This window comes from Cobetia sp. BL01, assembly GCF_056493605.1.
This window is the reverse complement of the sequence record NZ_JBVBEE010000001.1, coordinates 786929-811040: the sequence shown is the minus strand read 5'-3', so window position 1 is coordinate 811040 and position 24112 is coordinate 786929. Positions and strand designations below refer to the sequence as shown.

Annotated in this window: 18 protein-coding genes; 11 read left to right on the top strand and 7 right to left on the bottom strand. The window is 64.0% G+C overall.

Going from position 1 to position 24112, the window contains the following annotated elements:
- Positions 1 to 148: 148 nt before the first annotated feature.
- Positions 149 to 1507 carry a GntT/GntP/DsdX family permease gene (locus ACZYGA_RS03405; protein WP_141392694.1) on the bottom strand — a complete coding sequence of 453 codons (1359 nt, stop codon included), beginning with the start codon at positions 1505 to 1507 and terminating at the stop codon, positions 149 to 151.
- Positions 1508 to 1880: 373 nt separating this feature from the next.
- On the opposite strand from ACZYGA_RS03405, the gene ACZYGA_RS03400 reads away from it, so the two are divergent.
- A complete protein-coding gene (locus tag ACZYGA_RS03400; protein ID WP_479398335.1) occupies positions 1881 to 2531 on the top strand; it encodes a gluconokinase in 651 nt (216 codons plus the stop codon).
- Here ACZYGA_RS03400 and ACZYGA_RS03395 read toward each other — a convergent pair.
- The 3 genes from ACZYGA_RS03395 to ACZYGA_RS03385 all read right to left on the bottom strand — a co-directional run bounded on the left by ACZYGA_RS03395 (position 2494) and on the right by ACZYGA_RS03385 (position 5557).
- On the bottom strand, positions 2494 to 3534 hold the full coding sequence (locus tag ACZYGA_RS03395; RefSeq protein WP_176493545.1) for a LacI family DNA-binding transcriptional regulator: 1041 nt from the start codon (positions 3532 to 3534) through the stop codon (positions 2494 to 2496). The genes ACZYGA_RS03400 and ACZYGA_RS03395 overlap by 38 nt on opposite strands.
- Positions 3535 to 3607: 73 nt before the next feature.
- Positions 3608 to 4534: a LysO family transporter gene (locus tag ACZYGA_RS03390; RefSeq protein ID WP_404625857.1), complete on the bottom strand. Its 927-nt coding sequence runs from the start codon at positions 4532 to 4534 to the stop codon at positions 3608 to 3610.
- 225 nt (positions 4535 to 4759) lie between these two features.
- Positions 4760 to 5557 carry a hypothetical protein gene (locus ACZYGA_RS03385; protein ID WP_279856223.1) on the bottom strand — a complete coding sequence of 266 codons (798 nt, stop codon included), beginning with the start codon at positions 5555 to 5557 and terminating at the stop codon, positions 4760 to 4762.
- Positions 5558 to 5908: 351 nt separating this feature from the next.
- Here ACZYGA_RS03385 and ACZYGA_RS03380 point away from each other — a divergent pair, with 351 nt between their 5' ends.
- Positions 5909 to 6469, top strand: a complete 561-nt coding sequence (locus ACZYGA_RS03380; protein ID WP_404625855.1) for a DJ-1/PfpI family protein — start codon at positions 5909 to 5911, stop codon at positions 6467 to 6469.
- Between the two features lie 121 nt (positions 6470 to 6590).
- Here the strand turns inward: ACZYGA_RS03380 and ACZYGA_RS03375 are convergent, their stop codons facing one another.
- A complete protein-coding gene (locus ACZYGA_RS03375; RefSeq protein WP_404625853.1) occupies positions 6591 to 7820 on the bottom strand; it encodes a PLP-dependent cysteine synthase family protein in 1230 nt (409 codons plus the stop codon).
- Between the two features lie 119 nt (positions 7821 to 7939).
- Here ACZYGA_RS03375 and ACZYGA_RS03370 point away from each other — a divergent pair, with 119 nt between their 5' ends.
- Positions 7940 to 8407 (top strand): Lrp/AsnC family transcriptional regulator, encoded by a 468-nt coding sequence (locus ACZYGA_RS03370; RefSeq protein ID WP_077378421.1) that lies wholly within the window; start codon positions 7940 to 7942, stop codon positions 8405 to 8407.
- A gap of 10 nt (positions 8408 to 8417) precedes the next feature.
- On the opposite strand, the gene ACZYGA_RS03365 is transcribed toward ACZYGA_RS03370, so the two are convergent.
- Positions 8418 to 9374 (bottom strand): 2-hydroxyacid dehydrogenase, encoded by a 957-nt coding sequence (locus ACZYGA_RS03365; RefSeq protein ID WP_404625850.1) that lies wholly within the window; start codon positions 9372 to 9374, stop codon positions 8418 to 8420.
- Between the two features lie 341 nt (positions 9375 to 9715).
- Between ACZYGA_RS03365 and doeA the strand changes: the two genes are divergently transcribed.
- The 8 genes from doeA (at position 9716) to ACZYGA_RS03325 (ending at position 22817) form a co-directional block, all read left to right on the top strand.
- Entirely contained in the window at positions 9716 to 10942 is a 1227-nt protein-coding gene (gene doeA, locus ACZYGA_RS03360) for an ectoine hydrolase DoeA (protein WP_077378504.1), read from the top strand.
- A 76-nt stretch (positions 10943 to 11018) separates the two neighbouring features.
- Positions 11019 to 12104 carry a N(2)-acetyl-L-2,4-diaminobutanoate deacetylase DoeB gene (doeB, locus tag ACZYGA_RS03355; protein ID WP_417285804.1) on the top strand — a complete coding sequence of 362 codons (1086 nt, stop codon included), beginning with the start codon at positions 11019 to 11021 and terminating at the stop codon, positions 12102 to 12104.
- Complete coding sequence (locus tag ACZYGA_RS03350) at positions 12101 to 12601, top strand: Lrp/AsnC family transcriptional regulator (RefSeq protein WP_255303153.1); 501 nt, start codon at positions 12101 to 12103, stop codon at positions 12599 to 12601. The genes doeB and ACZYGA_RS03350 overlap by 4 nt, the downstream gene beginning before the upstream one ends.
- 50 nt (positions 12602 to 12651) lie before the next feature.
- Positions 12652 to 13581 (top strand): glutamate racemase, encoded by a 930-nt coding sequence (gene murI / locus ACZYGA_RS03345; protein WP_417285805.1) that lies wholly within the window; start codon positions 12652 to 12654, stop codon positions 13579 to 13581.
- Positions 13582 to 13754: 173 nt separating this feature from the next.
- On the top strand, positions 13755 to 14885 hold the full coding sequence (gene trmA, locus ACZYGA_RS03340) for a tRNA (uridine(54)-C5)-methyltransferase TrmA (RefSeq protein ID WP_077378432.1): 1131 nt from the start codon (positions 13755 to 13757) through the stop codon (positions 14883 to 14885).
- Between the two features lie 385 nt (positions 14886 to 15270).
- A complete protein-coding gene (locus ACZYGA_RS03335) occupies positions 15271 to 20109 on the top strand; it encodes an NAD-glutamate dehydrogenase (RefSeq protein WP_271303167.1) in 4839 nt (1612 codons plus the stop codon).
- Between the two features lie 260 nt (positions 20110 to 20369).
- Entirely contained in the window at positions 20370 to 21518 is a 1149-nt protein-coding gene (locus ACZYGA_RS03330) for a hypothetical protein (protein ID WP_191237618.1), read from the top strand.
- 255 nt (positions 21519 to 21773) lie between these two features.
- Positions 21774 to 22817: a quinone-dependent dihydroorotate dehydrogenase gene (locus ACZYGA_RS03325; protein ID WP_417285806.1), complete on the top strand. Its 1044-nt coding sequence runs from the start codon at positions 21774 to 21776 to the stop codon at positions 22815 to 22817.
- 781 nt (positions 22818 to 23598) lie between these two features.
- Here ACZYGA_RS03325 and rmf read toward each other — a convergent pair.
- On the bottom strand, positions 23599 to 23808 hold the full coding sequence (gene rmf / locus ACZYGA_RS03320; protein ID WP_043334308.1) for a ribosome modulation factor: 210 nt from the start codon (positions 23806 to 23808) through the stop codon (positions 23599 to 23601).
- Positions 23809 to 24112: the final 304 nt, after the last annotated feature.

Here is a 24112-nt window from a genome sequence, read left to right as displayed (position 1 = left end):
GATGATCGCATGATGTCATGCAGGCGCAATGCAAAAGTGGGAAATAGCGTGCAAGACGGCGCGATAGGGAATTCTGGCATTTGCCAGGCACAAAAAAAGCTGCCACATGACGTGGCAGCTTTTCGTCAGCGCTCCGGGTCGCGGGTGTCTAGAGGAACAGCCCGATCAGCAGCGCCATGCTGACGCCGATCACGCCGATCAACGTCTCCATCACCGTCCAGCTTTTCAGGGTGTCCTTCTCGGTCAGGCCGAAGTAGCGGCTGACCAGCCAGAAGCCGGAGTCATTGACGTGACTGAGCACGGTGGCGCCACTGGCGATGGCGATCACCACCAGTCCCAGCACCGGGCCGGACAGCGCCAGCGTATCGATCACCGGCGCCATCAGGCCGGCGGCGGTGATCATCGCCACGGTAGCCGAGCCCTGGATGACACGCACCGCGGTGGCGATCAGGAAGGCGAGCAGGATCGGTGGCAGATTGCTGTCGGCCATCAGGGTGCCGAGCACGTCACCGACTCCGGAGTCGATCAGCATCTGCTTGAAGACACCGCCAGCCCCGGTGACCAGAATGATGATGCCGGCCGGCTCCAGTGCCTTGGTGGCGACTTCCATCACCTGTTCACGCGTCATGCCGCGACGCGTGCCCAGCAGGGTGAAGGCCATCAGCGTGGCCAGACTCAGCGCCACGAAGGGATGGCCGAGAAAGCCCAGCCAGCCGACCAGCGGACTGTCATCGCCGAACAGGAAGCCGGAGACGGTGTTGAGCACGATCAGCGCCAGCGGCAGCAGCACGATGGACAGGATCAACCCGAAGCCCGGGGCGCGCTGATTGACCTCTTCATCGCTCATCACGCTGCCGGCATTTTCCATGTACTCCGGGATCCTGGCATCGATACGCTTGGCGATGAAGCGACCGAAGATCGGCCCCGCGACGATCATCGCCGGCAGACCGCACAGCGCCCCGAACAGGATCACGTAGCCGAGGTCGGCACCGATCAGCTTGGCGACCGCGATCGGCCCCGGCGTCGGCGGAATGAAGGAGTGGGTGACGGCCAGGCCGGCCAGCAGCGGAATGCCGTAATAGAGCAGCGAGCGGCCGCTGCGGCGTGCCAGTGCATAGACCAGCGGCACCAGGATGATGAAGGCCACATCCAGGAATACCGGAATCGCGACCAGGAAGCCGGTCAGCGCCAGCGCCCACTGGGAACGTGAGGTCCCGAAGCGCCCCAGCAGGGTATTGGCCATGCGGTCGACGCCGCCGGACACTTCCAGCATCTTGCCGAACATCGCGCCGAGCCCGACCACGGTGGCCACGAAGCCCAGGGTGTTGCCCATGCCATTGGTGACGGAATCGATGATGGCGTCGGGCTGCATGCCGGTGGCCAGCCCGACCCCCAGACTCACCACCAGCAGGGCGACGAAGGCGTGCAGGCGCAGACGCATGACGAGGTACAGCAGCAGCAGGATACCGCCGAGGGCGGCAAGGACGAGGGTGCTATCTGGGGACATGATGGCGAACTCTTGCGGCTGGCGGTGGCGGTGCGATCTGCCACGGCCTTGGGCGTATGGTGTGAGGCGTGTCGTGTGAGGCCTGTGGTGCAGGACCGGTTTTGCCAGACCTGTTGTGCAGACCTGTTGTGCAAGACCTGTTGTGCAAGACCTGTTGCTTCGTGCAGGATGAAAGTTACCGGTAACATAAGCGTCTGTGCAATGATCCGAAAGGTGCATGTCGCCGGGTCGCCACGACATGGATGATGCTGCGCGGGGTATCCTGCGCAGCGCCGCCGCTCATGGGCTCGCCACACAGGGTTCGCCGTGGCCGGCCCGGGTGGCAAGGTGGGACGACAGACAACACGGATATTCTTCAAGGGGAAGGGGTGTCATGCAGCAGCAGGCAGAAGGGGTGTCATCCACGGCGTCCGCTCAGGGCAGCGTCGCGCTGGACGATGAGAGCGTCACCTTGCCCGAGGGTGGGGTGCGACTGGTGGTGATGGGCGTGTCCGGGTGCGGGAAGTCGCATGTCGGCCAGGCGTTGGCGGCATGTCTGGGGGCGCAGTTCATCGACGGTGATGACTATCATGGCGAGGCCAACGTGGCCAAGATGGCGCGCGGCATCCCGCTCAATGATGAAGACCGCCATGGCTGGCTGACCCGTCTGGCCGAGCTGATCGATGAGGCGCGTCGCGAGGGACGCAGTCTGGTGCTGGCCTGCTCCTCGCTGAAGCGACGCTATCGCGATCAGCTGCGTGGCGGGGATGCGGCGCTGGGCTTCGTGTTCCTGGAAGGCACGCGCGAGCTGTTGCTGGAGCGTCTGGAGGCGCGCACCGATCACTTCTTCAAGGGCGCCGCCATGCTCGATGACCAGCTGGCGACCCTGGAGGTGCCTGAGCGTGAGACGGAGCGCGTCTATACCCTCGACATCAGTGCCACACCGCAGGCGTTGGTCGAACAGGTGTGTCAGCAGCTGACGGCGCAGCACGCATCCTCGAAAGCGCTCACGCCCGGGGCAGACTCCCGCCTCTCTGCAGGCTGAAGCCCAGGTCTTCCCACAGGCCACGCGGCGTGGAGGCGTGGTCGCCGCTCAGGCGTGCCAGCAGCAGGGCGGCGGTGCGTTCGCCGATCTCTCGGCGCGGCGTGACCACGCTGGCAAGCGCAGGCCAGGTGCCACGGGTCATCTCCAGACCATTGAAGCCGGCCAGCGCCAGCCGTGCCGGCACTTCCAGGCCGCGACGCTGACACTCGAACAGTGCACCGGCGGCCAGGTCGTCGTTGCAGCAGAAGACGGCGTCGAGATTCGGCCACCGAGTCAGCATCTCGTCCAGCAATTCGCCGCCCAGCTTGACGCTTGAGGGTGCCGGAGTGGTCATCAGGTACTCCTGAGACAGGCCGGCGGCCTCGACGGCGGCGCGCCAGCCCGCCAGACGCTGCTCGACGCGGCGGTCCATGCGCGCGGCCAGAAAGCCGATGTGCCGGCGGCCACTCTCGATCATCGCCTCCGCCATGGCGCGGCCGGCGGCGTGCTGATCCAGCCCCACCGCCATGTCCAGTGGCGCCTCACGCTTTTCCATGCACTCCACCACGGCACAGCCGGAGCGCGCGATCATCTCGGTGACGCGTTCGCTGTGGCGGCTGCCGCACAGCACCAGACCGTCCACGCCGAACGAGAGCCAGGTCTCGATCAGGCGCTCCTCTTCTTCCATCGAATAGCCGGTATGGCCGATCAGCAGCTGATAGCCGGCGGCGGCCAGCGGTGCCTCAAGCCCCCGGTGCAGTTCCGAGAACACGGCATTGGACAGTGACGGGATCAGCAGCGCGATCAGCCGGGAGCGACCACTGGCGAGGCTGCCGGCCTGACGGTTGGGCATGTAACCCAGTTCGCGGGCGCACTCCCGTACCCGCTCGCGCATGGCGGCGGAGACCTTTTCGGGCTGGTTGAGCGCGCGCGAGACCGTGACCTTGGTCACGCCCAGGCGAGCGGCGATGTCGGCGAGCGTCACGCGTCTGGGGCGCGGTGGAGTGTGATGCAGAGGCGGCATGGCAATGTCAGGCGCTGGAAAGAGAGAGGCCGAGTGTCACCGTTCCGGGGTGTCATCGGCAAGGACCACGACGTCAGACGTGGCTGAGCGAGAGCAGGAACAGGATCATCGGCGGCGAGGCCAGCGAGAGCAGAAAGCCGGATACGACGGCCACGGGCACGCAGGCAACGCCGCCGGTCTGCTGGATGACCGGCAGAGTGAAGTCCATCGAGGTCGCGCCGCCGAAGCCGATGGCCAGCGGCGTGAAGCGTTGGATGGTCAGCGGGATCAACAGGAAGGCGAGCAGTTCACGGCTCAGGTCATTGAAGAAGGCTGCGCCACCCAGAATCGGCCCGAGCTGATCACCGATCAGAATGCCTGACAGCGAATACCAGCCGAAACCGGCCGACATCGCCATGCCCTGATTCCAGTCGAGTGCCAGAAGCGGTGCCGCCAGCAGTCCGCCCAGCAGCGAGCTCGCCATCACCGTCAGCGCGATGAACAGGCCATGGCGGTTGAGCAGGATCTGGCGCAGGCTCATGCCGGAGCTTCTCAGCTGGCAGCCGATCAGCGCCAGCAGGGCATAGAGTGCCCACTCGGCCAGGGTGTCGGTGTCGAGCGAGATCTCCATCAGTCCCAGCACGACGCCCGCCGCGACGCCCAGCGCGACCGCCGCCGCAAGTGTCAGGGAGCCGGACAGCGCTTCCCAGCGGGTCATCGGCGCTCCCTCCACCACGCGTGAGGCATCCGCACGCAGTGCACTGCGGCGTGACAGCGCCCACAGTGCCAGCAGATTCAATGGCGTGATGATGGCGAACAGAATCACCGCCTGCCCGCTCATGGCGGCCATGCCGGCGCCGAGTTGCTCCAGCCCGGCAAGCCCCATGCCCATCAGGAACAGGATGACGTAGATCGAGGCATTCACCAGCTGATTGATGACCGCCAGACGTGCGGGCTGCTCGATACGCACCAGATAGCCGAGAATCAGCGGCAGCAGGATGAAGATGAGACCCGAGAGCATGACCCTTCCTTGTCATTGGCCGTCGACAGGACCAGAGCGACGTAAGCGATTGATTGTCAGTGAGTATCACTGGGAAGGGTTACTGTAACGATTGCCGGGGACAGAGGGTATCCCCGGGAGTGGATCCTGCGCGATAACTGCTGATGGGGGATCAGCGCGGCTTATGCCGCGGCCTGGACACTGAGTTCTGGACTCAGAGCACCGGACACCGAGCCTCACGACGGGTCACGGACTGGCCTGGCGCCGCGAGCTGCTGAGCCGGTCGAGGGTCAGATGTGCGGAGCGCTCCGGGACTTCACCTGCGGGGCTGTCCTCGTAGTCGAGGTAGTCGAGAGCCACCATCAGGCCCGGCCAGCGGGGGGCCAGCCACAGGCGGTAGTGCTTCTGATCACGATGCTTGCGCCAGGTGTCCAGCCGCAGGGTGCGGAAGGTCTGACCGGCGGCCACGCGGGATTCCTGTGCCTGGATCTCATACATCAGTGTCCGGGTGCGCCCCTTGTGATCCAGATATTCCAGCGCACAGGGGGCTCCCGTCAGGCAACTTCCCGCGGCCCACTGGGCATCGGCCTGCTGACTCAGCAGTACCAGCAGGGTCTGGCGGTCGGGGAGGAGCGTCTCGTCAGGCTCGGGTGCCTCGCGGCTGTAGTCCTTGCCGATACCCGCCAGACGATAACCGGAACGATACCCGGCCGGCTGCAGCTGGCCCTCCTTGAGGAGGAAGCGTCCCTGCTCGTAGCCGCTGGCCACCTTGATGGAGGCCTCCATGCTGGCGATGTAAAGCTCCCCGCTCTGGCTGATGCGCTGCGTGATGGGCACATCCGGCCAGCCGTCCAGCACCAGGGTGTATTGAGCGGTGAAGGGCACGGGAGACTCCGCGCTGCTCACGTCAGCGCTCGCCTGTTGCGCCGTGCTCAACAGGGCTGATCCCAGCAGCATCGCGCCAAGCCAGCCGTTCAGGCGGCAAGGCGAGGGTATCCGTCGCAGGCGTGTCCAGTGGATTCGTCGTGGTACAAGGGCAAGCATGGTGACTCCTGTCGAAGCTTTCTGTCCGCAAATGGGGCCGCCCTTGGGGAGTGGTGTCGTTCGGGGCGAGAGCATGATGATTGGGCAGCGTGGCCGCATGCAAGGTTCCCTCGCGCTGGCGCACCTCTCCTGCCAGTCGTGGATGACGCATGAGGACCTGCTGGCGATGGCCCCGATGACAGGCGCATCAGGCACAGGACGCTATTTCAGCGCTTGCTCATGCGCGCCGGACAGGTACTCTGGGAACGCCTTGTGCGTGAGCTGCAGGCTTCCCGACATGTCAGGCAGAGGTGATGTCAGGCGAGCGCGATGCAGTGATGCCAACCCCGTTTGTTCAATCAGGAGATCATCATGGCCAGCATTGTCATCATTGCCGGAGATTTTGTGGAAGACTATGAGCTGATGGTGCCGTTCCAGGCGCTGCAGGCGATGGGTCATCGGGTCGATGTGGTATGCCCGGACAAGCGTGAAGGCGATATCGTCAAGACGGCGATCCACGACTTCGAAGGCGATCAGACCTATACCGAGAAGCCGGGTCACAACTTCGCGCTCAACGCGAGCTTCGCCGACCTCAAGGCGGAAGACTACGATGCGCTGCTGATTCCCGGTGGCCGCGCCCCCGAGTACCTGCGTCTGGACGAGCGCGTGCTGAACCTGGTGCGTCACTTCGTCGAGGCCGACAAGCCCATCGCCGCCGTCTGCCATGGCCCGCAGCTGCTGGCGGCTGCCATGTCGCTGGAAGACCATCGCGTCAGCGCCTATCCGGCCTGCGCGCCGGAGGTCAAGCTGGCAGGTGGCGAATTCGTGTCACTGGAAGTCACCGATGCCGTGACCTCCGGCAAGCTGGTGACCGCGCCGGCCTGGCCGGCCCACCCGGAGTGGCTGCGTCAGTTCAATGCCCTGCTGGCATGAGGCGTGACTGACCTCCATTGCGGCTGACATGCATTGCGACTGACATGAGCCGTGGCACGAGCTGCCATCGCGCCTCGTGATGCTCGACGACGACACCCCGCCTTGGCGGGGTGTCGTCGTTTCAGGCGGTGAGTCTTTCGATCCAGGCGCGATGCGGGGCGAGGCGTGACTGGTGTTCCGCCCGCCAGACGGGGTCGCCCAGGGTGCTGGCGTAGCGGCTGGCATGATCACAGGCCAGCAGCAGCCAGCTACCCGTCAGCGCCTCGCCGCGGGCGTGCTTGAGCTCGAGAGTTTCCAGCAGGCCCGCGAAGGCGGTGCCGGTGGAGGGCCCGACGGCAAGCCCGGCATGCTCTGCCAGCCATAGTGTCGCCGCCTGGCTGCGGGCATCCGCGATGCGTCGATAATCATCGAAGTGCACGGGGTCGAACGCCTCCAGTACACAGGGGCGGCCAATGCCCTCGATGGGGTTGGGTGCCTGAGGCGCGGGCAGTGAGGTCATGCGGGTGCCATGGGTGTGATGGTGCTGCCAGCAGGCATGATAGACGGAGTGTTCGGGGTCCACGCCGATCACGCGAGCGCCATGGCCCCTGTGGTGTAGAGGCCCCGAGTGGTGAAAAGGCCCCGTGTGGTGTAGAGGCCCCGAGTGGCGAAGAAGACCCTTGTGACGCAGATGGCGCGCGAAGGTGGCGGCGCTGCCGCCGGTGCCAGCGCCGAGAAAGACCGCTTCAAGCTCCGGCAGCTCGCGTTCGGCGATCTGTGCCAGGCACTCGCCCGGCAGGCTTGTCTCGCTCTGCCAGTCGCTGGCCGTGGCGGCATGCTGGAACTGGTTGAGGAAGTGGCCGCCGCTGTCCTCGGCCAGCGCCTGGGCGGACTGGCAGAGGTGGACGGCATTCTCGATCTCCACGACACGCCCGCCCTCGTCACGAATCGCCTTCAGCTTGTCACATGCGGTGCCCTTGGGTACCACGGCGATGAATTCCAGTCCCAGGCGGCGTGCCAGCCACGCTTCAGAGACCGCCGTGGAGCCTGACGAGGCGTCGATGACCGGGCGTCCGGGACTGAGCCAGCCTTGCTTCAAGGCCTGCTCGAACAACGCCATGGCCAGTCGATGCTTGAGTGAACCACTGGCGTGGGCGCGCTCGTCCTTGATCAGCACGCGCGCCTCGCCAAGCCCGCAAAGCGCAAGCTCCCTGAGCGGAGTGACGGGCGTGGCTGCCTTCAAGGCGGCCAGCTGTGCCAGGCACTCCTGTCGCCATGCTTCCAGAGGCGCCCTGTGCAGCAAGCCCTCCGAGGGAGTGGCGAGTGAAGAGGGCGCACACGGCGAGCGAGGGGGAAAGGCAGTGGTCGGCATGGCAGCGGTTCCTGTCGCGGGGAGGAGCCTTCATGGTACGATCGGCTGTCAGGCAAAACTTGCCAGTTGTCATGGCGTAGGCCATGTTCTGTAGCAAGATTTTGTCGTGAGGAGGGAGTATGGAGAAAATTGTGCTCGATGCCACGGACCGCGCGCTGCTGCGGCTGTTGCAGCGTGATGCCAGCCTGTCATTGGCGGCACTGGCGGAGTCGGTGCATCTGACCACCTCACCCTGCTGGAAGCGCCTCAAGCGGCTGGAGGAATGCGGCGTGATCACGGCGCGGGTGGCGCTGCTGGATGCCGAGCGGGTCGGGCTGGGGCTGACCGCCTTCGTGCAACTCAAGACCCGCGATCATTCGCGGGCCTGGTTCGAACGGTTCGTGGCGGTGATCGAGGAGATCGAGGAGGTCACCGAGTTCTATCGCATGGCGGGCGACTACGACTACCTGCTCAAGGTTCAGGTCGCGGACATGAATGCCTACGACCGCGTCTACAAGCAGCTGGTCAATACCCTCGATGACCTCACCGATGTCTCGGCACGCTTCGCGATGGAGTGCCTCAAGTCGACCACTGCGCTTCCGGTGTGAAACGCACGTCTCAGTAGCCGTGTTCCAGGCTGATGCCCGTCAGGGATTCACCGCGCTGCACGCGGCGGATGTTCTCCGCCAGCTGGTCGGCGGCCTCGGAGACCGGGGTCGGGGCGGCGGCGTGCGGGGTGATGATCACCTTCGGGTGCTGCCACAGCGGGCTGTCGCCGGCGAGCGGCTCATGCTGGAAGACATCCAGCAGCGCGCCGCGCAACTGATCCTTCTCCAGCGCCGCGAGCAGATCCTCCTCGACCACACTGCTGCCGCGGCCGGGATTGATCAGCACGGCGTCATCGGGCAGGGTCGCGAAGGCCTCTGCATTCAGCACGTCGCGAGTGGTGGTGGTGTTGGGCAGCAGGTTGATCACCGCCTTGAGGCCAAGCGTTTCATCTCCCAGCACTGCCTTGAGCGAGCGACCGCCTTCCCCCTGTTCATGGTGGCAGGTCACGCCCTCCAGGGTGTGGGCGCTGCGGCTGAAGCCATGCACGGGGTAGCCGTCTGCCGCCAGCGCCTCGGCGATCTGCCGGCCGATGGCACCCAGGCCGAGTACCGCGACCGGATAATGCCTGGCGCGCACCACGCGATGTGGCGCCCAGTGACGCTCTGACTGCTGGACAGCGTAGCGATCGAAGTCACGTCGGAAGTGCAGCAGGCCGTAGCGCACGTAATCGAGCATGTGGCTGGCCATGCCGGCATCGCGCAGCTTGAGCACCGGCACCTCTCGAGGCAGGGCGGGATTGGCCAGCAGGCTGTCCACGCCGGCACCCAGATTGAGAATCGCCTTCACGTCGTGATCGCGATGCCGCTCGAACAGTGCCGCCGGGGGGGCCCACACCACCAGGATGTCGCCCAGGGTCTCGCCGTCATCGGCGAGGATCTCGATGTCGCTGCTGTCCAGACGCTCACGCAGTGCCTCGCACCAGCGTTCTGCCCGCTCGTGATGTACCAGAATTCGCATGTGGCTCATCTGAAAGAGTCTCCTGAAAGGTCCTGGAGTATTTCCCGGTGATGTCGTGATGATGGCGCGGCCCTTGCAAGGGCCGAAGGGAAGGGTGACAGTGCCAGAGTCGCCTTTGACCCGCTGTCGGCAGAGTGACAGACTCGAATCAAGAGGGGAATTCGGATGTTCGCATATACGTTGACGGCTCTGGGCACCAGAGGCGCGCGTAAGGCTCCGCCCCGACGTGCTGCTTGCCTCAAGGCCTGATTGAACAGGAGCGCTGCATGAGCCAATTCCCGTCGCATCCGCCTATTGCCCAGCCTCCATTCGCGGGGCTCAACAACTTGCCGAATGGCGAAGCGCAGGCGATGCCCGACAACTGGGTACCGCGGCCACTGTCGGCCGGACGCCAGGCCTTCACCATCGGGGAATATCACGCCCGTATCCAGCGTGTCCGGGAAGCGATGGCGCGTGCCGGCATCGATGTGATGGTGATTTCCGACCCCTCCAACATGGCCTGGTTGACCGGTTATGACGGCTGGTCCTTCTATGTGCACCAATGTGTACTGCTGGGTCTGAGCGGTGAGCCAGTCTGGTACGGACGCCGTCAGGACGGCAACGGCGCGCTGCGTACCTGCTGGATGGGCGAGGACAACATCCTGTGGTATCCGGATTACTACGTGCAGAATCCGGACATGCATCCGATGGAGTTTCTCGCCCAGTCGATCCTGCCGCAGCGCGGCTGGCACGACGGCGTGGTGGGGGTCGAGCTCGACAACTACTACTACTCGGCGCGTGCCCATCTGGCGCTGGTCAAGGAGTTGCCCCACGCGCGACTGGTGGACGCCAACTCGCTGGTCAACTGGTGTCGGGCGATCAAGTCCGAGCAGGAGATCGCCTACATGCGCGTGGCGGGGCGCATCGTCGAGCGCATGCACTCGCGCATCCTCGAGATGATCGAGCCGGGCCTGCCCAAGAGCGCACTGGTCGCCGAGATCTATCGTGTCGGGGTCGAGGGTGTGGTCGGGCCGAATGGCGAGATTCTCGGCGGCGACTATCCGGCCATCGTGCCATTGCTGCCGACCGGCAGTGATGCCGCTGCCCCTCACCTGACCTGGGATGACACGCCGTTTCGCGAGGGCGAGGGCACCTTCTTCGAGATCGCCGGCTGCTACAAGCGCTATCACGCGCCGCTCTCGCGCACCGTGTTTCTCGGTCGGCCGCCGCGCGATTTCGTGCGCGGCGAGTCCGCCCTGCTGGAAGGCATCGAAAGCGGCCTGGCCATCGCCAGACCGGGCAATCGCTGCTGCGACATCGCGCTGGCGCTGGGCGCGGCGATGGACAAGTACGGCTTCGACCGGGGGGGCGCACGTTGCGGCTATCCCATCGGCATCAGCTATCCGCCGGATTGGGGCGAGCGCACCATGAGTCTGCGCCCCAGTGACGAGACGGTGCTGGAACCGGGCATGACCTTCCACTTCATGCCCGGCATGTGGATGGATGACTGGGGGCTCGAGATCACCGAGTCGATCCTGATCACCGAGAATGGTGCCGAGCCATTGTGTGACGTGCCCCGCCAGCTGTTCGTCAAGTGACGGGCTGGCCGTTCGTCAGTGATGCGATGCCATACGCCTTTGTTGTTGTGAGTTCGTCCGGCCAAGGAGGCCTGTCATGCGTGAATCTCCCGTCAGCCTGACCATTGACCTGAACGCCGATGGCCTTCAGCACGGTTTCTTCAAGCTGCCGATTTCCACCGATGAGTCTGCCTGGGGTGCCGTGATGACCCCGATCAGCGTGATCGCCAACGGTGAAGGCCCCACGGTGCTGCTCACCGGCGGCAATCACGGTGACGAGTACGAGGGCATCACCGCGCTCTACAAGCTGGCGGCCCGCCTCACGCCCGAGGACGTGCAGGGGCGTGTCATCATCGTGCCGACCATGAATGCGCTGGCGGCCAAGGCCGGCCGGCGCTGCTCGCCACTTGATGGCGGCAATCTCAATCGCAGCTTCCCCGGCGATCCCGAGGGGGGACCTACCGAGCAGATCGCCGACTATTTCACCCGGGTGCTGGTACCGCAGTGTGACTACGCGCTGGACCTGCATTCCGGTGGCCGCACCCTGGATATCCTGCCGTTCGCGGCCGCGCACCGTCTGGACTATCTCGAGGCGTCGCTGGGCGTGGAGCAGTGCCGTCATCAGGAAGCCGAGAGTCTGGCCGGCGCGCTGGCCTTCGGTGCGCCTTCGGCGATGATGATGTTCGAGCTGGATGCCGAGGCGCTCTACGACACTGCCGTGGAACGCCAGGGCAAGGTCTTCGTCACCACGGAGCTGGGGGGCGGCGGTTCCACCACGCCTGAGCGCCAGGCGATCGCCGACCGTGGCGTCGACAACTTCCTCGCCTTCAGTGGCGTGCTGCGCGAACGCAGTCGTGCCGACCTGGAGGGCGATGTCGAGCGACGCCATGCCGACCAGGCGGCCAGGCCGCTGCTGATCGACATGCCGGACGCCAGCTGCTACGTGCAGAGTGAGCATGAAGGCCTGCTGGAACTGTGCGTGGCGCTGGGTGAGCAGGTCAGCGCGGGGCAGTGCGTGGCTCGGGTCTACCCGCTGGGGCGGGCCGGTCAGCCGGCGGTGGCATATCGTGCCGAGCGCGACGGCGTGCTGGTGGCCCGGCGTTTCCCGGCGCAGGTCAGTCTCGGCGATACGCTGGCGGTGATCGCCGAGGTGGTGGACGACTTGGTGCGAGATGCCTCATGAGTTCAGGCGCTGCGCGCGCGATGCCCGCGCCCAGGCTTGATGCCTTCGATCTGAAGATTCTGGCGATCCTCGAGCGCGATGGTCGCATCACCAAGTCGCGGCTGGCCGAGGAGATCAATCTGTCGGTCAGCCCGTGCTGGGAGCGGGTCAAGCGCCTTGAGCAGGCCGGCATCATCGAGGGCTATTCGGCGCGCATCAATCAGGCACTGCTCGAGGCGCAGCGCGGCGGTGGCGTGGTGGCAGCCCCGCGCACGCCGGTATGGGTGGAGATACACCTCAAGCATCACGATGCCGAGAGCTTCCAACGCTTCGAGCGCGCCATGCGCGAGGCGGACGAGGTGATCGAGTGCGTGGCGGTCGGCGGCGGCGTGGATTATCTGCTGCGTCTCGAGACGGCGAGCATCGATGCCTACCAGCGATTGATCGACCGCTGGCTGGTTTCCGAGCTGGGGATCGATCGTTACTTCACCTACATCGTCACCAAGCAGGTAAAATAGCGCGCCATTGCAGCCGACCTTCCTCTTTCGCAGCGCGAGATATCATCACCATGGCGCCTTCCACCGCCCCTTCAGGCTCCGTTGTCAGCCAGTCCCATGTCCTATCTGACGCGCCTGACGCGCCGGTGCTGATCTTCGATTCGGGGGTCGGAGGACTCTCGGTGGCGGCGGAGATTCGCCGCCAATGGCCGACGTTGCCGCTGGCCTATGTGTGTGACAACGCCGCGCTCCCCTACGGCACCAAGGCCGATGACTGGCTGGTGACGCGCATCGCGCAGGTGTGTGCGGCGGCGGTCGAGGCAAGTGGAGCGCGTGCTCTGGTGGTGGCGTGCAATACCGCCAGCACGCTGGCGCTGCAGGCATTGCGCGAGACGTTGTCGATTCCGGTGATCGGTACCGTGCCGGCGATCAAGCCTGCCGCGCTGCTGGCGCGCAGCCGTCAGAGCGCGGTGCGCCGCGCACAGGGCGAGCCGCCAGTGTTCGGCTTGCTGGCCACCTCCGCCACGGTGAGGCGTGCCTATACCGAGCAGTTGATCCATGATTTCGCGGCGGATTGCCAGGTGATTCGCGTCGCGGCGGACCCGCTGGTCGCCGAGGCCGAGCGCCGTCTGCGTGGCGAGGCTGCTCGCCCCGAGGTGGTCGCGGCGAGTCTGGCAGATCTCGCGGCGGTGCCGGGGTTGGAGGTGGTGATTCTCGGCTGTACCCACTTCCCGCTGCTCAGCGCGGATATCGCCAGCGCCCTGGGCAGGAATGCGCCGGGTGAACCACCGCTGGCGCTGGTGGATTCCGGCGCGGCGATCGCACGGCGCGTGGCCCAGGTGCTGGAGTTGCCGGCCCGCCCGGCGCAGGCCACGCTGGCGCAAGACGAGGTGTCTGGCGCAGGCATCGCCCTGGCGACGGACGCCCGTCAGCCCGGCCTTGCCACTGCACTTGAAAGCCAGGGGTTTGCCGCCCCTCGAGGACTCGCGCTCGGCCCCTGACGGCCCCTGTCGCTGCATGAGTCACCAACCCGTGCTTGAGCTTCGCGCTGCCGGTGGTAGGCTAGCGCGCCCAACCTTTGAATGGACGTGATCGGCATGGCTCTCCATGACCCCATCCGCGTCCCTTTGCTCATCGTTTCAGTGCTGCGGTATGCCCGCAGGCAGGAGTCAGTGTGGCCATCGCCGTCGTCGATCCCAGTCAGTATGAACAGCAGCTTGCCGAGAAGGCCGAGCAGACCCGCGCCCGTTTCGCCGCCTTCGATGCGCCGGAGCTCGAGGTGTTTCCCTCGCCGCCCAGTCATTACCGCATGCGCTGCGAATTTCGTATCTGGCATGAGGATGACGACCTCTACTATGCGATGTTCGAGGTGGAATTCGACGACGAGGGCAACAAGAAGAAGACGGTCGTGCGCATGGACGACTTCCCGGTGGCCAGCCAGCGCATCAATACGCTGATGCCGCTGCTGCGTGAGCGGCTCAAGGCCAGTCCGGTGCTGCGTGAGCGTCTGTTCCAGTGTGAATTCCTCACCACCCTGAGTGGCGAGGCACTGGTCACGCTGATCTATCACCGCAAGCTGGAAGAAGACTGGGAAGCCGAGGCGCGCGCGCTGGAGCAGGAACTCGACATCATGATCATCGGGCGTTCACGCAAGCAGCACCTCGTGCTGACGCGCGATCACGTCTTCGAGCGTCTCGAGGTCGATGGACGTGAATATGTCTATCAGCAGGTCGAGAACAGCTTCACCCAGCCCAACGCCGAGATCTGCCGCTCCATGCTCAGCTGGGCGCGCGACGTGACCCATCCGGACAAGGCGCGAGCGGAAGGCCGGGAGCAGGGCGATCTGGTCGAGCTCTATTGTGGCAACGGCAATTTCACCATCGCGCTGGCCGAGAACTTCCGTCGCGTGCTGGCCACCGAGATCTCGCGGACGTCGGTGGCCTCGGCGCAGGTCAATCTGGCGGCCAATGGCATCGACAATGCCCAGGTGGCGCGCATGTCCGCCGAGGACTTCTCGCTGGCACTGGCCGGCGAGAAGGAGGGGCGGCGCGTGGCGGAGATGGACCTCGAGAATCATGACTTCCGCACCGTGCTGGTGGACCCGCCGCGCGCCGGTCTCGATGCCGACAGCTGCGAACAGACCGCGCGCTACGAGCGCATCGTCTATATCTCCTGCAACCCGCAGACGCTGAGCGAGAATCTCGAGGTGCTGTGCCGTACGCATCGCATCGAGCGTTTCGCGCTGTTCGACCAGTTCCCCTATACCGACCACCTGGAGTGTGGGGTCTATCTCGTCAGGAAGTGAGTGAAAGCAGGCGTGTCAGCAAGTGAGAGACGGCGGAGCGTTTTCCGCCTCGACGCTTGAAAAGCCGAGGCCCCGTTGCCAACTAGATTCCAGATCCGGCTCCATGAGCCATCGGGAGTGATAGTGGCGGCGGGGCCTCGTCGTGTCTGTCTCGATGAACGCCTTGTTAGACTTTCGTTTCATGACGCGAGGCGCAAGTCAATACCCGATGCACAGATGTCATGCAGCATGACCAATATGGAACAGGCATGGGGCCGAGGCACAGACTGCGCTAGTCTGTGATGCACTGCATGAGCCTGCGCCTTGGCATCCTGTCACGGGTGCGAGCGTGGGCTCTCTATGACTATTCTTCCTGATACTTCCATCAGGTCAGTCGAGGTGATTGATGCTACACGTGGCGACGGACGGCAAGCAGGAATTCCTTGCGCAGCTCCAAGAGCAGCTGGACAAGCGACTTCCCAAGGACAAGGTGCAGGAAATCGCGGCCTTTGCGCGCGATTATCATGCGACGGCTTCCTTCGAGGACATGGCCGAGCGCAAGCTGGATGACCTCTACGGCTCCACTCTGGCCGTATGGCACTTCCTGCAGAGTCACGCTGCCCCCAAGGTGCGCGCCTACAACCCTGACTTCGAGAAGCATGGTTGGCAGTCCACCCATACCATCATCGAAGTGCTGCACCCGGACATGCCCTTCCTGGTGGACTCGGTGCGCATCGAGCTCAATCGTCGCGGCATCACCGTGCATGCCATCCACAATGCCGTGCTGGCCGTGGCGCGCGATGCCTCCGGTCAGCTGGAGCGCGTGACCGCGCCGCGCGCCGAGAACGCTCCCGAGACGCGCGAGTCACTGATCTACATCGAGATCGATCGTCACAACGATGGCGAGATGCTCGAAGATCTGGAAAACAGCCTGAGTGAAGTGCTGGCTGAAGTGCGGGTCGCCGTGGCGGATTTCGAGGCCATGCGCTCCCAGGGGGCTCAGGCGCTCAGAGAGCTGCGTGACAACCGTCCTGCCACCGTGTCCGAGGCGGATCACCAGGAAGCCTGCGAGTTCATGGAGTGGATGGGCAACGATCACTTCACCTTCCTCGGCTATGACGAATACACCGTCGAAGAGCAGGACGACGGCACTCGCGTGCTGAGCAAGGTCGAGGGTTCCGAGCTTGGCGTCCTGAAGCTGGACCTCGAGCGCTATCACGAGCAGTCCCGCCATCAGCAGAGCGTCAACAGCGATCAGTACGTGTTGATCCCGGAGCTGCTGTCCTTCGCCAAGAGCGCCTTCCACGCCCGCGTGCACCGTCCGGCCTATCCGGACTACATCACTGTCGAGCGCTTCGATGCCGAAGGCCGCGTGATCGGCGAGCGTCGTTTCCTGGGGCTCTACACCTCCACGGTCTACAACCAGAGTCCGCGCAACGTGCCGATTCTGCGTCGCAAGGTGCAGGACGTCATGGAGGCCGCCGGGGTCAACCCGAAGGGCCACAACGGCAAGCACCTGCTGCAGATTCTGGAAGTCTATCCGCGTGATGACCTCTTCCAGATCTCCACGGATGAGCTGACCCGCACCGCCACCAGCATCCTCAATATCCGTGAGCGTCGTCGCGTGCGACTGATCGTGCGTGAAGACCGCTTCGGCAAGTTCTTCTCCGTGCTGGTGTTCGTGCCGCGCGATGTCTACTCCACCGACCTGCGCGTGCGCATCCAGAATCTGCTCTGCGAAGAGCTGGATGCCACCTTCGGTGATTTCACGCCGTATCTGTCCGAGTCCGTGCTGACACGCATCCAGTTCATCCTGCGCTTCAAGGGTGACGAGCCTGGCCAGTACGACATGCGCGCGCTGGAGAACAAGATCGCCCAGCTGGCACGCAGCTGGCGTGACGAGCTGCATGCCGCGATGGTGGAAGGCTTCGGTGAAGAGCAGGCCAATGAACTGATGAGCCGTTATCGCGATGCCTTCCCGGGCAGCTACCGTGATGACTTCTCGCCGCGCACCGCCGTCTACGACGTGGGCCATCTGCGTGCGCTGGATGAAGGCGATGTCGTGGCCTTGAGCACCTATCGTCTGGTCGAGGATGACAACTCGGGTGTCAACCTGAAGCTGTTCCACAAGCATCAGCCGATTCCGCTGTCCGACGTGCTGCCGGTTCTCGAGAACCTGGGGCTGCGCGTCATCGGCGAGCGTCCTTACGAGATCGAGCGCAGCGATGCCACCTGCTGGATCCACGATTTCGATCTGGAGCACCACGGCAAGGGCGCAGTCGAGCTGTCCGAAGTGCGCGAGAGCTTCATCGAAGCCTTCAAGAAGATCTGGTCCGGTGAAGCCGAATCCGACGCCTTCAACCGCCTGATCATCGGCTCCGGCCTTGATTGGCGTGAAGTGGCGATGCTGCGTGCCTACGCGCGTTACCTGAAGCAGATCCGCTTCGGCCTCTCCCAGGCCTACATCGCCAATGCCCTGGGCAGTCATCCGGATATCACCCGCGAGCTGGTGCAGCTGTTCAACCTGCGCTTCGACCCGCAGGGGCAGGGCGATGAGGATGACGTCAGCGCCTGCCGCGATCGCATCAACGGTCTGCTCGATCAGGTCTCCAGCCTCAACGACGACCGTCTGCTGCGTCGCTACGTGGATCTGATGATGGCCACGCTGCGCACCAACTTCTTCCAGCCGGCGGAAGATGGTCAGGCCAAGGACTACATCAGCTTCAAGCTCGATACCCGTCAGATTCCGGACGTGCCCAAGCCGCGTCCGATGTTCGAGATCTTCGTCTACTCGCCGCGCGTCGAGGGCGTACACCTGCGCGGTGGCAAGGTCGCGCGCGGTGGTCTGCGCTGGTCCGACCGTCACGAGGACTTCCGCACCGAAGTGCTGGGGCTGGTCAAGGCGCAGCAGGTCAAGAACGCGGTCATCGTGCCGGTGGGTGCCAAGGGCGGCTTCGTCTGCAAGCGCATGCCGGAAAGCAACGACCGTGACGTGATCCAGAAGGAAGGTATCGCCTGCTACCAGATCTTCATCCGAGCACTGCTCGACATCACCGACAACCTGTCCGGTGGTGACGTGGTACCGCCGAACGCCGTCGTGCGCTATGACGAAGACGACCCCTATATGGTGGTCGCGGCGGACAAGGGCACCGCGACCTTCTCCGACATCGCCAATGCCATCTCCAACGAGTACGGCTTCTGGCTGGGCGATGCCTTCGCCTCCGGTGGCGCCAACGGCTATGACCACAAGGGCATGGGCATCACCGCCAAGGGCGCCTGGGTCAGTGTGCAGCGTCACTTCCGCGAGATGGGCATCAACATCCAGGAAGACGAGTTCAGCGTGGTCGGTATCGGTGACATGGCCGGTGACGTCTTCGGCAACGGCATGCTGCTGTCCGAGAAGATCCGTCTGGTCGGTGCCTTCAACCACCGCAACATCTTCGTCGACCCGAACCCGGACACCGCGAAGAGCTTCGCCGAGCGCGAGCGTCTGTTCCGTCTGCCGCGTTCCAGCTGGGACGACTACGACAAGAGTCTGATCAGCGAAGGTGGCGGTCTGTTCTCGCGTGATGCCAAGACCATCACCATCACGCCGCAGATGAAGGAAGTCTTCGACATCCGCGAAGACCGCCTGGCGCCCAACGAGCTGATCAACGCGATGCTCAAGGCGCAGGTCGATCTGATCTGGAACGGCGGTATCGGCACCTACGTCAAGGCCTCCACCGAGACTCACGCCGATGTCGGTGACAAGGCCAACGACGGTCTGCGCATCAATGGCAACGAGCTGCGCTGCAAGGTGGTCGGAGAGGGCGGCAACCTGGGGCTGACCCAGCGTGGCCGCATGGAAGCCGCAGCCAAGCGTGGCGTGCGCGTCAACACCGATTTCATCGACAACGCCGGTGGCGTGAACTGCTCGGATCACGAGGTCAACATCAAGATCCTGCTGGACGACATCGTCGCCCGCGGTGACCTGACCGACAAGCAGCGCAACCAGCAGCTGGCCGAGATGACCGACGAGGTCGGCGAGCTGGTGATCAAGGACAACTATCGCCAGACCCAGGCACTGTCGCTCTCCGAGCTGCAGTCCAAGGAAGGCATGGGCGTCTTCCGTCGCTTCATCAATGAACTCGAAGCGGCCGGTACCCTGGATCGCGAGCTCGAGTTCCTGCCCTCCGATGAGGCGCTGATCGAGCGTTCCAATGCCGGTGAAGCCCTGACCCTGCCGGAACTGTCCGTGCTGGTGTCCTACGCCAAGAGTGATCTCAAGACCAGCCTGATCGCCTCTGACGTGCCGGATGACAGCTACGTGCAGCAGCATCTGGAGCGTGCCTTCCCGCGCGTGCTGATGGAGCGCTTCCCGGAGGAGATGTATCAGCACCGTCTGAAGCGTGAGATCGCCGCCACCCAGATCGCCAATGACCTGGTGGATCACATGGGCATCGCCTTCGTGCGTCGCCTGGAAGACACCACCGGTGCCGGCAAGGCCGAGATTGCGCGTGCCTACATCGTGGCGCGTGACAGCTTCAACCTGGAAGCGCTGTGGACCCAGATCGAGGCGCTGGATCACCAGGTGCCGGCCGACATGCAGTACCGCATGATGAGCGATCTGATGCGCCTGATGCGTCGCGCCACCCGCTGGTTCCTGCGTCAGCGCAGCAGCATGGGCGTGAAGGAGAGCATCTCGCACTTCGCGCCGCGTCTGGCTCAGCTGTCCGAGAGCATCGGCGAGCGCCTCAAGGGCGAAGCCCGCGAGCACTGGGAGGCTCGTCGCGACCACTACGTCGAGGCAGGCGTTCCGGAAGCGCTGGCCAGCACCATCGCGGCGACCTCAAGCCTGTATGCCGGTCTCGGCATCATCGAGGCCGCCAAGGTGACCGGCGAGAAGATCAACCGTGTGGCGGAAGCCTTCTACGGTATCGGCCATCGTCTCGAGCTGCCGTGGGTCGGCGACAAGATCAACGGCCTCGAGGTGCAGGACAGCTGGCAGGCCCAGGCGCGCGAGAGCTTCCGTGATGACCTGGATCGCCAGCAGCTGGCCCTGACCGTCAGTGTGCTCAAGCAGGACAATGCCCCGCGCGAGATCGATGAGCGTGTCGACAACTGGATGGCAAGCCATGAAGGACTGGTTAGCCGCTGGTGCTCACTGCTGGGCGAGATGAAGAGTGGTGCCCAGTTGAGCTTCCCGCTGTTCGCCGTCGCACTGCGTGAACTGGTCGATCTGGCCGAGTCCCGTCGCGAGGCGTGAGCCGGGCAGGAACTCTGCTGACCCGCGATACGCACATCTGTAAGCGTCATCGCTGAACGAAACCCCCGCCAACGGCGGGGGTTTTTTCGTGCAATCAAGAAAATCGCGATTGCCAAGGCTGGGGTAAGGTAACTGTCGTCGAGGGTCTGGTATGCTGAGGGCAGCGAGTGCAACCCCTGTTTCCTGAGCCGCATGGTTGCCGCGATGGCAGCGGTCGGCTTACGTTATCAAGAACTTCAGTACAACAAGGCAGAGACACCATGTCACAACGTGCGTTACCCCTTGCCTGCGCCATTGCGCTCGGCCTCTCCAGTCTCGCATCCCAGGCCGTGCTGGCAGATGGCAGCCCTGCACAGCAGCGTGCCGAAGCCGCTGCGGGCAAGCTGGATATCTCCAAGTTTCTCAAGCCACGCAGTGATGCCCACAGCCAGAACTTCCAGTTCGGTGGTACCAGTGTCCATCAGTTCACCATCAAGGAAGCCGGGCGCTATGAGATCGACGGCAACGCCAACTTCGATGTGAGTGATCCCTACACCCTGGATGCCAGCCTGGAAGACGAGCAGGGTGCGATCATCGCCACGGGCACGGGTGACAGGGCATCGGATGGCCTGAACATGAATGTCGAGCTGGAGCCCGGGGTCTACAAGCTGCGCGTACGCGCCGACAAGCTGGGCGCCGGCAAGTCGGGTGGCAATACCTATGAAGTGAACGTGGCGGGCCTCAGCGAGAGCGGTGAGAAGCTCTCCGCCGAGGAAAGCGGCATCGAGACCGGTGACGGTCTGGTGTTCCTGGACACCGATGGTGATGGCCGTCGCACTGCCTTCGTCGATGCAGACGATGAAGTGGCGACCATCAAGCCGGCCACCGTGGCCGCGGCTGAGCAGGCGGCGCGCGAGCAGAAGGCCGCCGAGACCGGCAACGCTGCCGCGGAAGGTAGCGCTACTGCCGGTGAAGCCGTCGCCAGCACGGCGACTGGCACGGCCGAAGCTGCCACTTCTGCGTCTGCCACTACGGCGTCTGCCACCACGGCGGCGGCGACCGGCAGCGCTGCCGTCACCGAGAGTGAAGCGGAGCCGGACCGTCGTTTCGATGAGATCGTCACCGATGTGCGCATTCGCGAGAAGGGCGAGGTCATGACCTTCGATGTCTCCGATCGCGGCACCGTGACCATCGACAGCGAGACATTCCCGGGCAGCGAAGGTACCTACAAGCTGCAGATGCGCCTGCTGGATGAGAACGGCAATACCGTGGCCAGCGACAAGGGCGAAGGTTTCGAGGGCGACTTCCACCTCGAGACCGTGCTGGAACCGGGGCGCTACACCGTGTGGGTCAGCGGTCAGAAGTTCGGCACTGCCATGGAAGGGGTCAACAACTACACCGTGCGAGTGCGTCAGCTGGACGTCAAATAAGCCCAGCGCTCAGACCCTGACAGTGACAAGGAAGGCGGCCCTCGGGGCCGCCTTCCTTCGTGTGTCGCTTCCTTGTCGCCTTCCTCTGTGCCTCATCTTCGTCACTTCTCTTTGTCACTTCTCTTCGTTCTCCCTCGTCATTCTCGCCTGAGGCAATCGCGTCCGGCGGAGTGTCTGTCGCGACGGGCTTCGGGTATACTTCGCGCCCAGTTCCGCTGTCGTCATGCCCCCTGTCGCTGCTGCCTGGAGATCACCATGTACTCGTTTGCTCGCTCGCTTCTGTTCAAGCTCGATCCGGAAACGGCTCATGGTGTGACGCTCAACGCCCTGGACATGGCCCATCGGCTTGGCATGGCGCGTGGATTGGGCGGTGAGGCACCACGTGACCCGGTGACGCTGATGGGGCTCGAATTCCCCAACCGTGTCGGGCTGGCTGCCGGTCTCGACAAGAATGCCGATCACCTCGATGCGCTCGCCGCCCTGGGATTCGGTTTCGTCGAGGTCGGCACGGTGACGCCGAAAGGGCAGGCTGGCAATCCGAAGCCGCGCCTGTTCCGCCTGCCGGAGCACCAGGCGATCATCAACCGCATGGGCTTCAACAATGCCGGGGTTGAGCATCTGGTCGCGAAGGTCAAGGTGAGTCAGGCGCGTGGTGCCTCCGGTGTCGTGTTGGGGATCAACATCGGCAAGAACCTGACCACGGCGGTGGATGATGCGCTGAACGACTATCTGGTCTGCCTCGAGGCCGTGCATGCTCACGCCGACTACATCACCGCCAACATCTCGTCGCCCAACACGCCGGGATTGCGCAATCTGCAGTTCGGGGACCACCTCAATCAGTTGCTGGCGGGGCTGCGCGAGCGTTGTGATCAACTCGATGCCGAGCGTGGCAAGAAGGTCCCGCTGGTGATCAAGATCGCCCCTGACATGGACAGTGAAGAGATTCTGTTCGTGGCGCGTGCGCTGGCTGACAATGGCATCGATGGTGTCATCGCGACCAATACCACCATCGAGCGCTCCGCGGTCGCGGGAAGTTCGCACGCAGAAGAGGCCGGTGGCCTGTCCGGTGCGCCGGTGCGGGAATCCTCCACCCGCGTGATTCGCGGGCTGCGCGAAGCCCTGCCGAACATGCCGATCATCGGTGTCGGTGGTATCACGGATGGTGAGAGTGCGCGCGAGAAGGTCGCGGCGGGCGCGGACCTGGTTCAGCTGTACTCCGGACTGATCTATCGCGGCCCGGCGCTGATCGGAGAGTGCGCGCGTGCATTGGAGAAGGCGGATACGCTCATCAAGCTGTGATCAGACAGCCAGACAACGAAAGAGCCGCCTCCTGACATCAGAAGGCGGCCTCGGTACCGGCGTGAATGATGATGTGGCAGTGTCAGCGATGTGTCTCGTGAACTGACATTGCCGTGTTGGCTGCCATGTCCAGCCAGCGTGCACGATGCGAAGCGCTTTTGCCGTCAGGAACGGCGGTCGGGTATTGGCCCATCGAGCTCATCGGGTCCGTGGATGGTGATAGCAGGCCTGCAAGAAGCCTGCTGATGCAGTCAAGGTGAACGTTTGCCCGTGTCGTGCTCCGCGCTGAACCGTCGTTCATGCAGGCCGTCGCCTGCCGCGCATTCTCTGGAGCCATGTCGCGAGGGAATCGACACGAGCGCCAACATCTCGGCCTTTCAAGCGGAGAAGCGAGTCGGCCCCATTGCCTACTGCTTCACGCGCCTGACAGTGCCGTGCGTCTTCAAGATAGAAATAAGGCGTTACCTCCCTGGTGGCTTGTCATGTCGCTAAGCGACGTCCTTGGGATTTTCCGGGTGACATCAGCATCGACTGAGTCACCGTGAACACCTCGAGTCCTCTCTGTACGTGCCTTCCGGCGCCATTGATCAGGCGATCCGGTAGACTGATGCCGGAGAATCCGCTTGCGCAGCGCATCAGGCTGCGTGGGCGGGGTGAAAGGCGCCAGGCGCCATCTTCAGGTGTCACTCCTTGACGTCATGCATCCTGAAAGTCATCGGGACGGGAATCAACATCCCGGTGGGAGTATCCTGGTTTGTCCATTGCCGGAGCCCGCTGGGGCTCAGGACAGCACCATGGGGTTCTTGTGGATGCCGGACACGCCGGTCATGCCAGACCATTGGTCGCCACGTCCTTCGCGCCAGCCACTCATCCAGAATTCACGTAGATTGACATCGATACTGGGACAATCATCACGGGAACGACCGGTAACGCCGGCCTTGTAGCCGTGAACATAGGCACGCTGAAAGCGATCACGTTTCTGTCTCTTCATGGATGACCTCTATGTGAGAACCCATCGGCATTGGAGTCACTGTCGTGGTGTCTCTCGAGGAGACATCGTCCGGTGGCAGCGACTCGATACAGCATGGCTTGCCGAGTGAGAGAGTAGGCCGATGACCTGAAGGTCACTGCCGGCCTCGTGCTTCATCACCTCAGTGGCCACTGACCAGCCGTGTCGGGAAAGGCCGTGGATGTGAGATGATGGAGGGTCTTGCCAGTACATGCTCGAGCGTGATGGTGGATAGGTCACTGCAGGCCCGGATCTCTGCTCTGAAGGTTGTGTCATCAGAATCCTG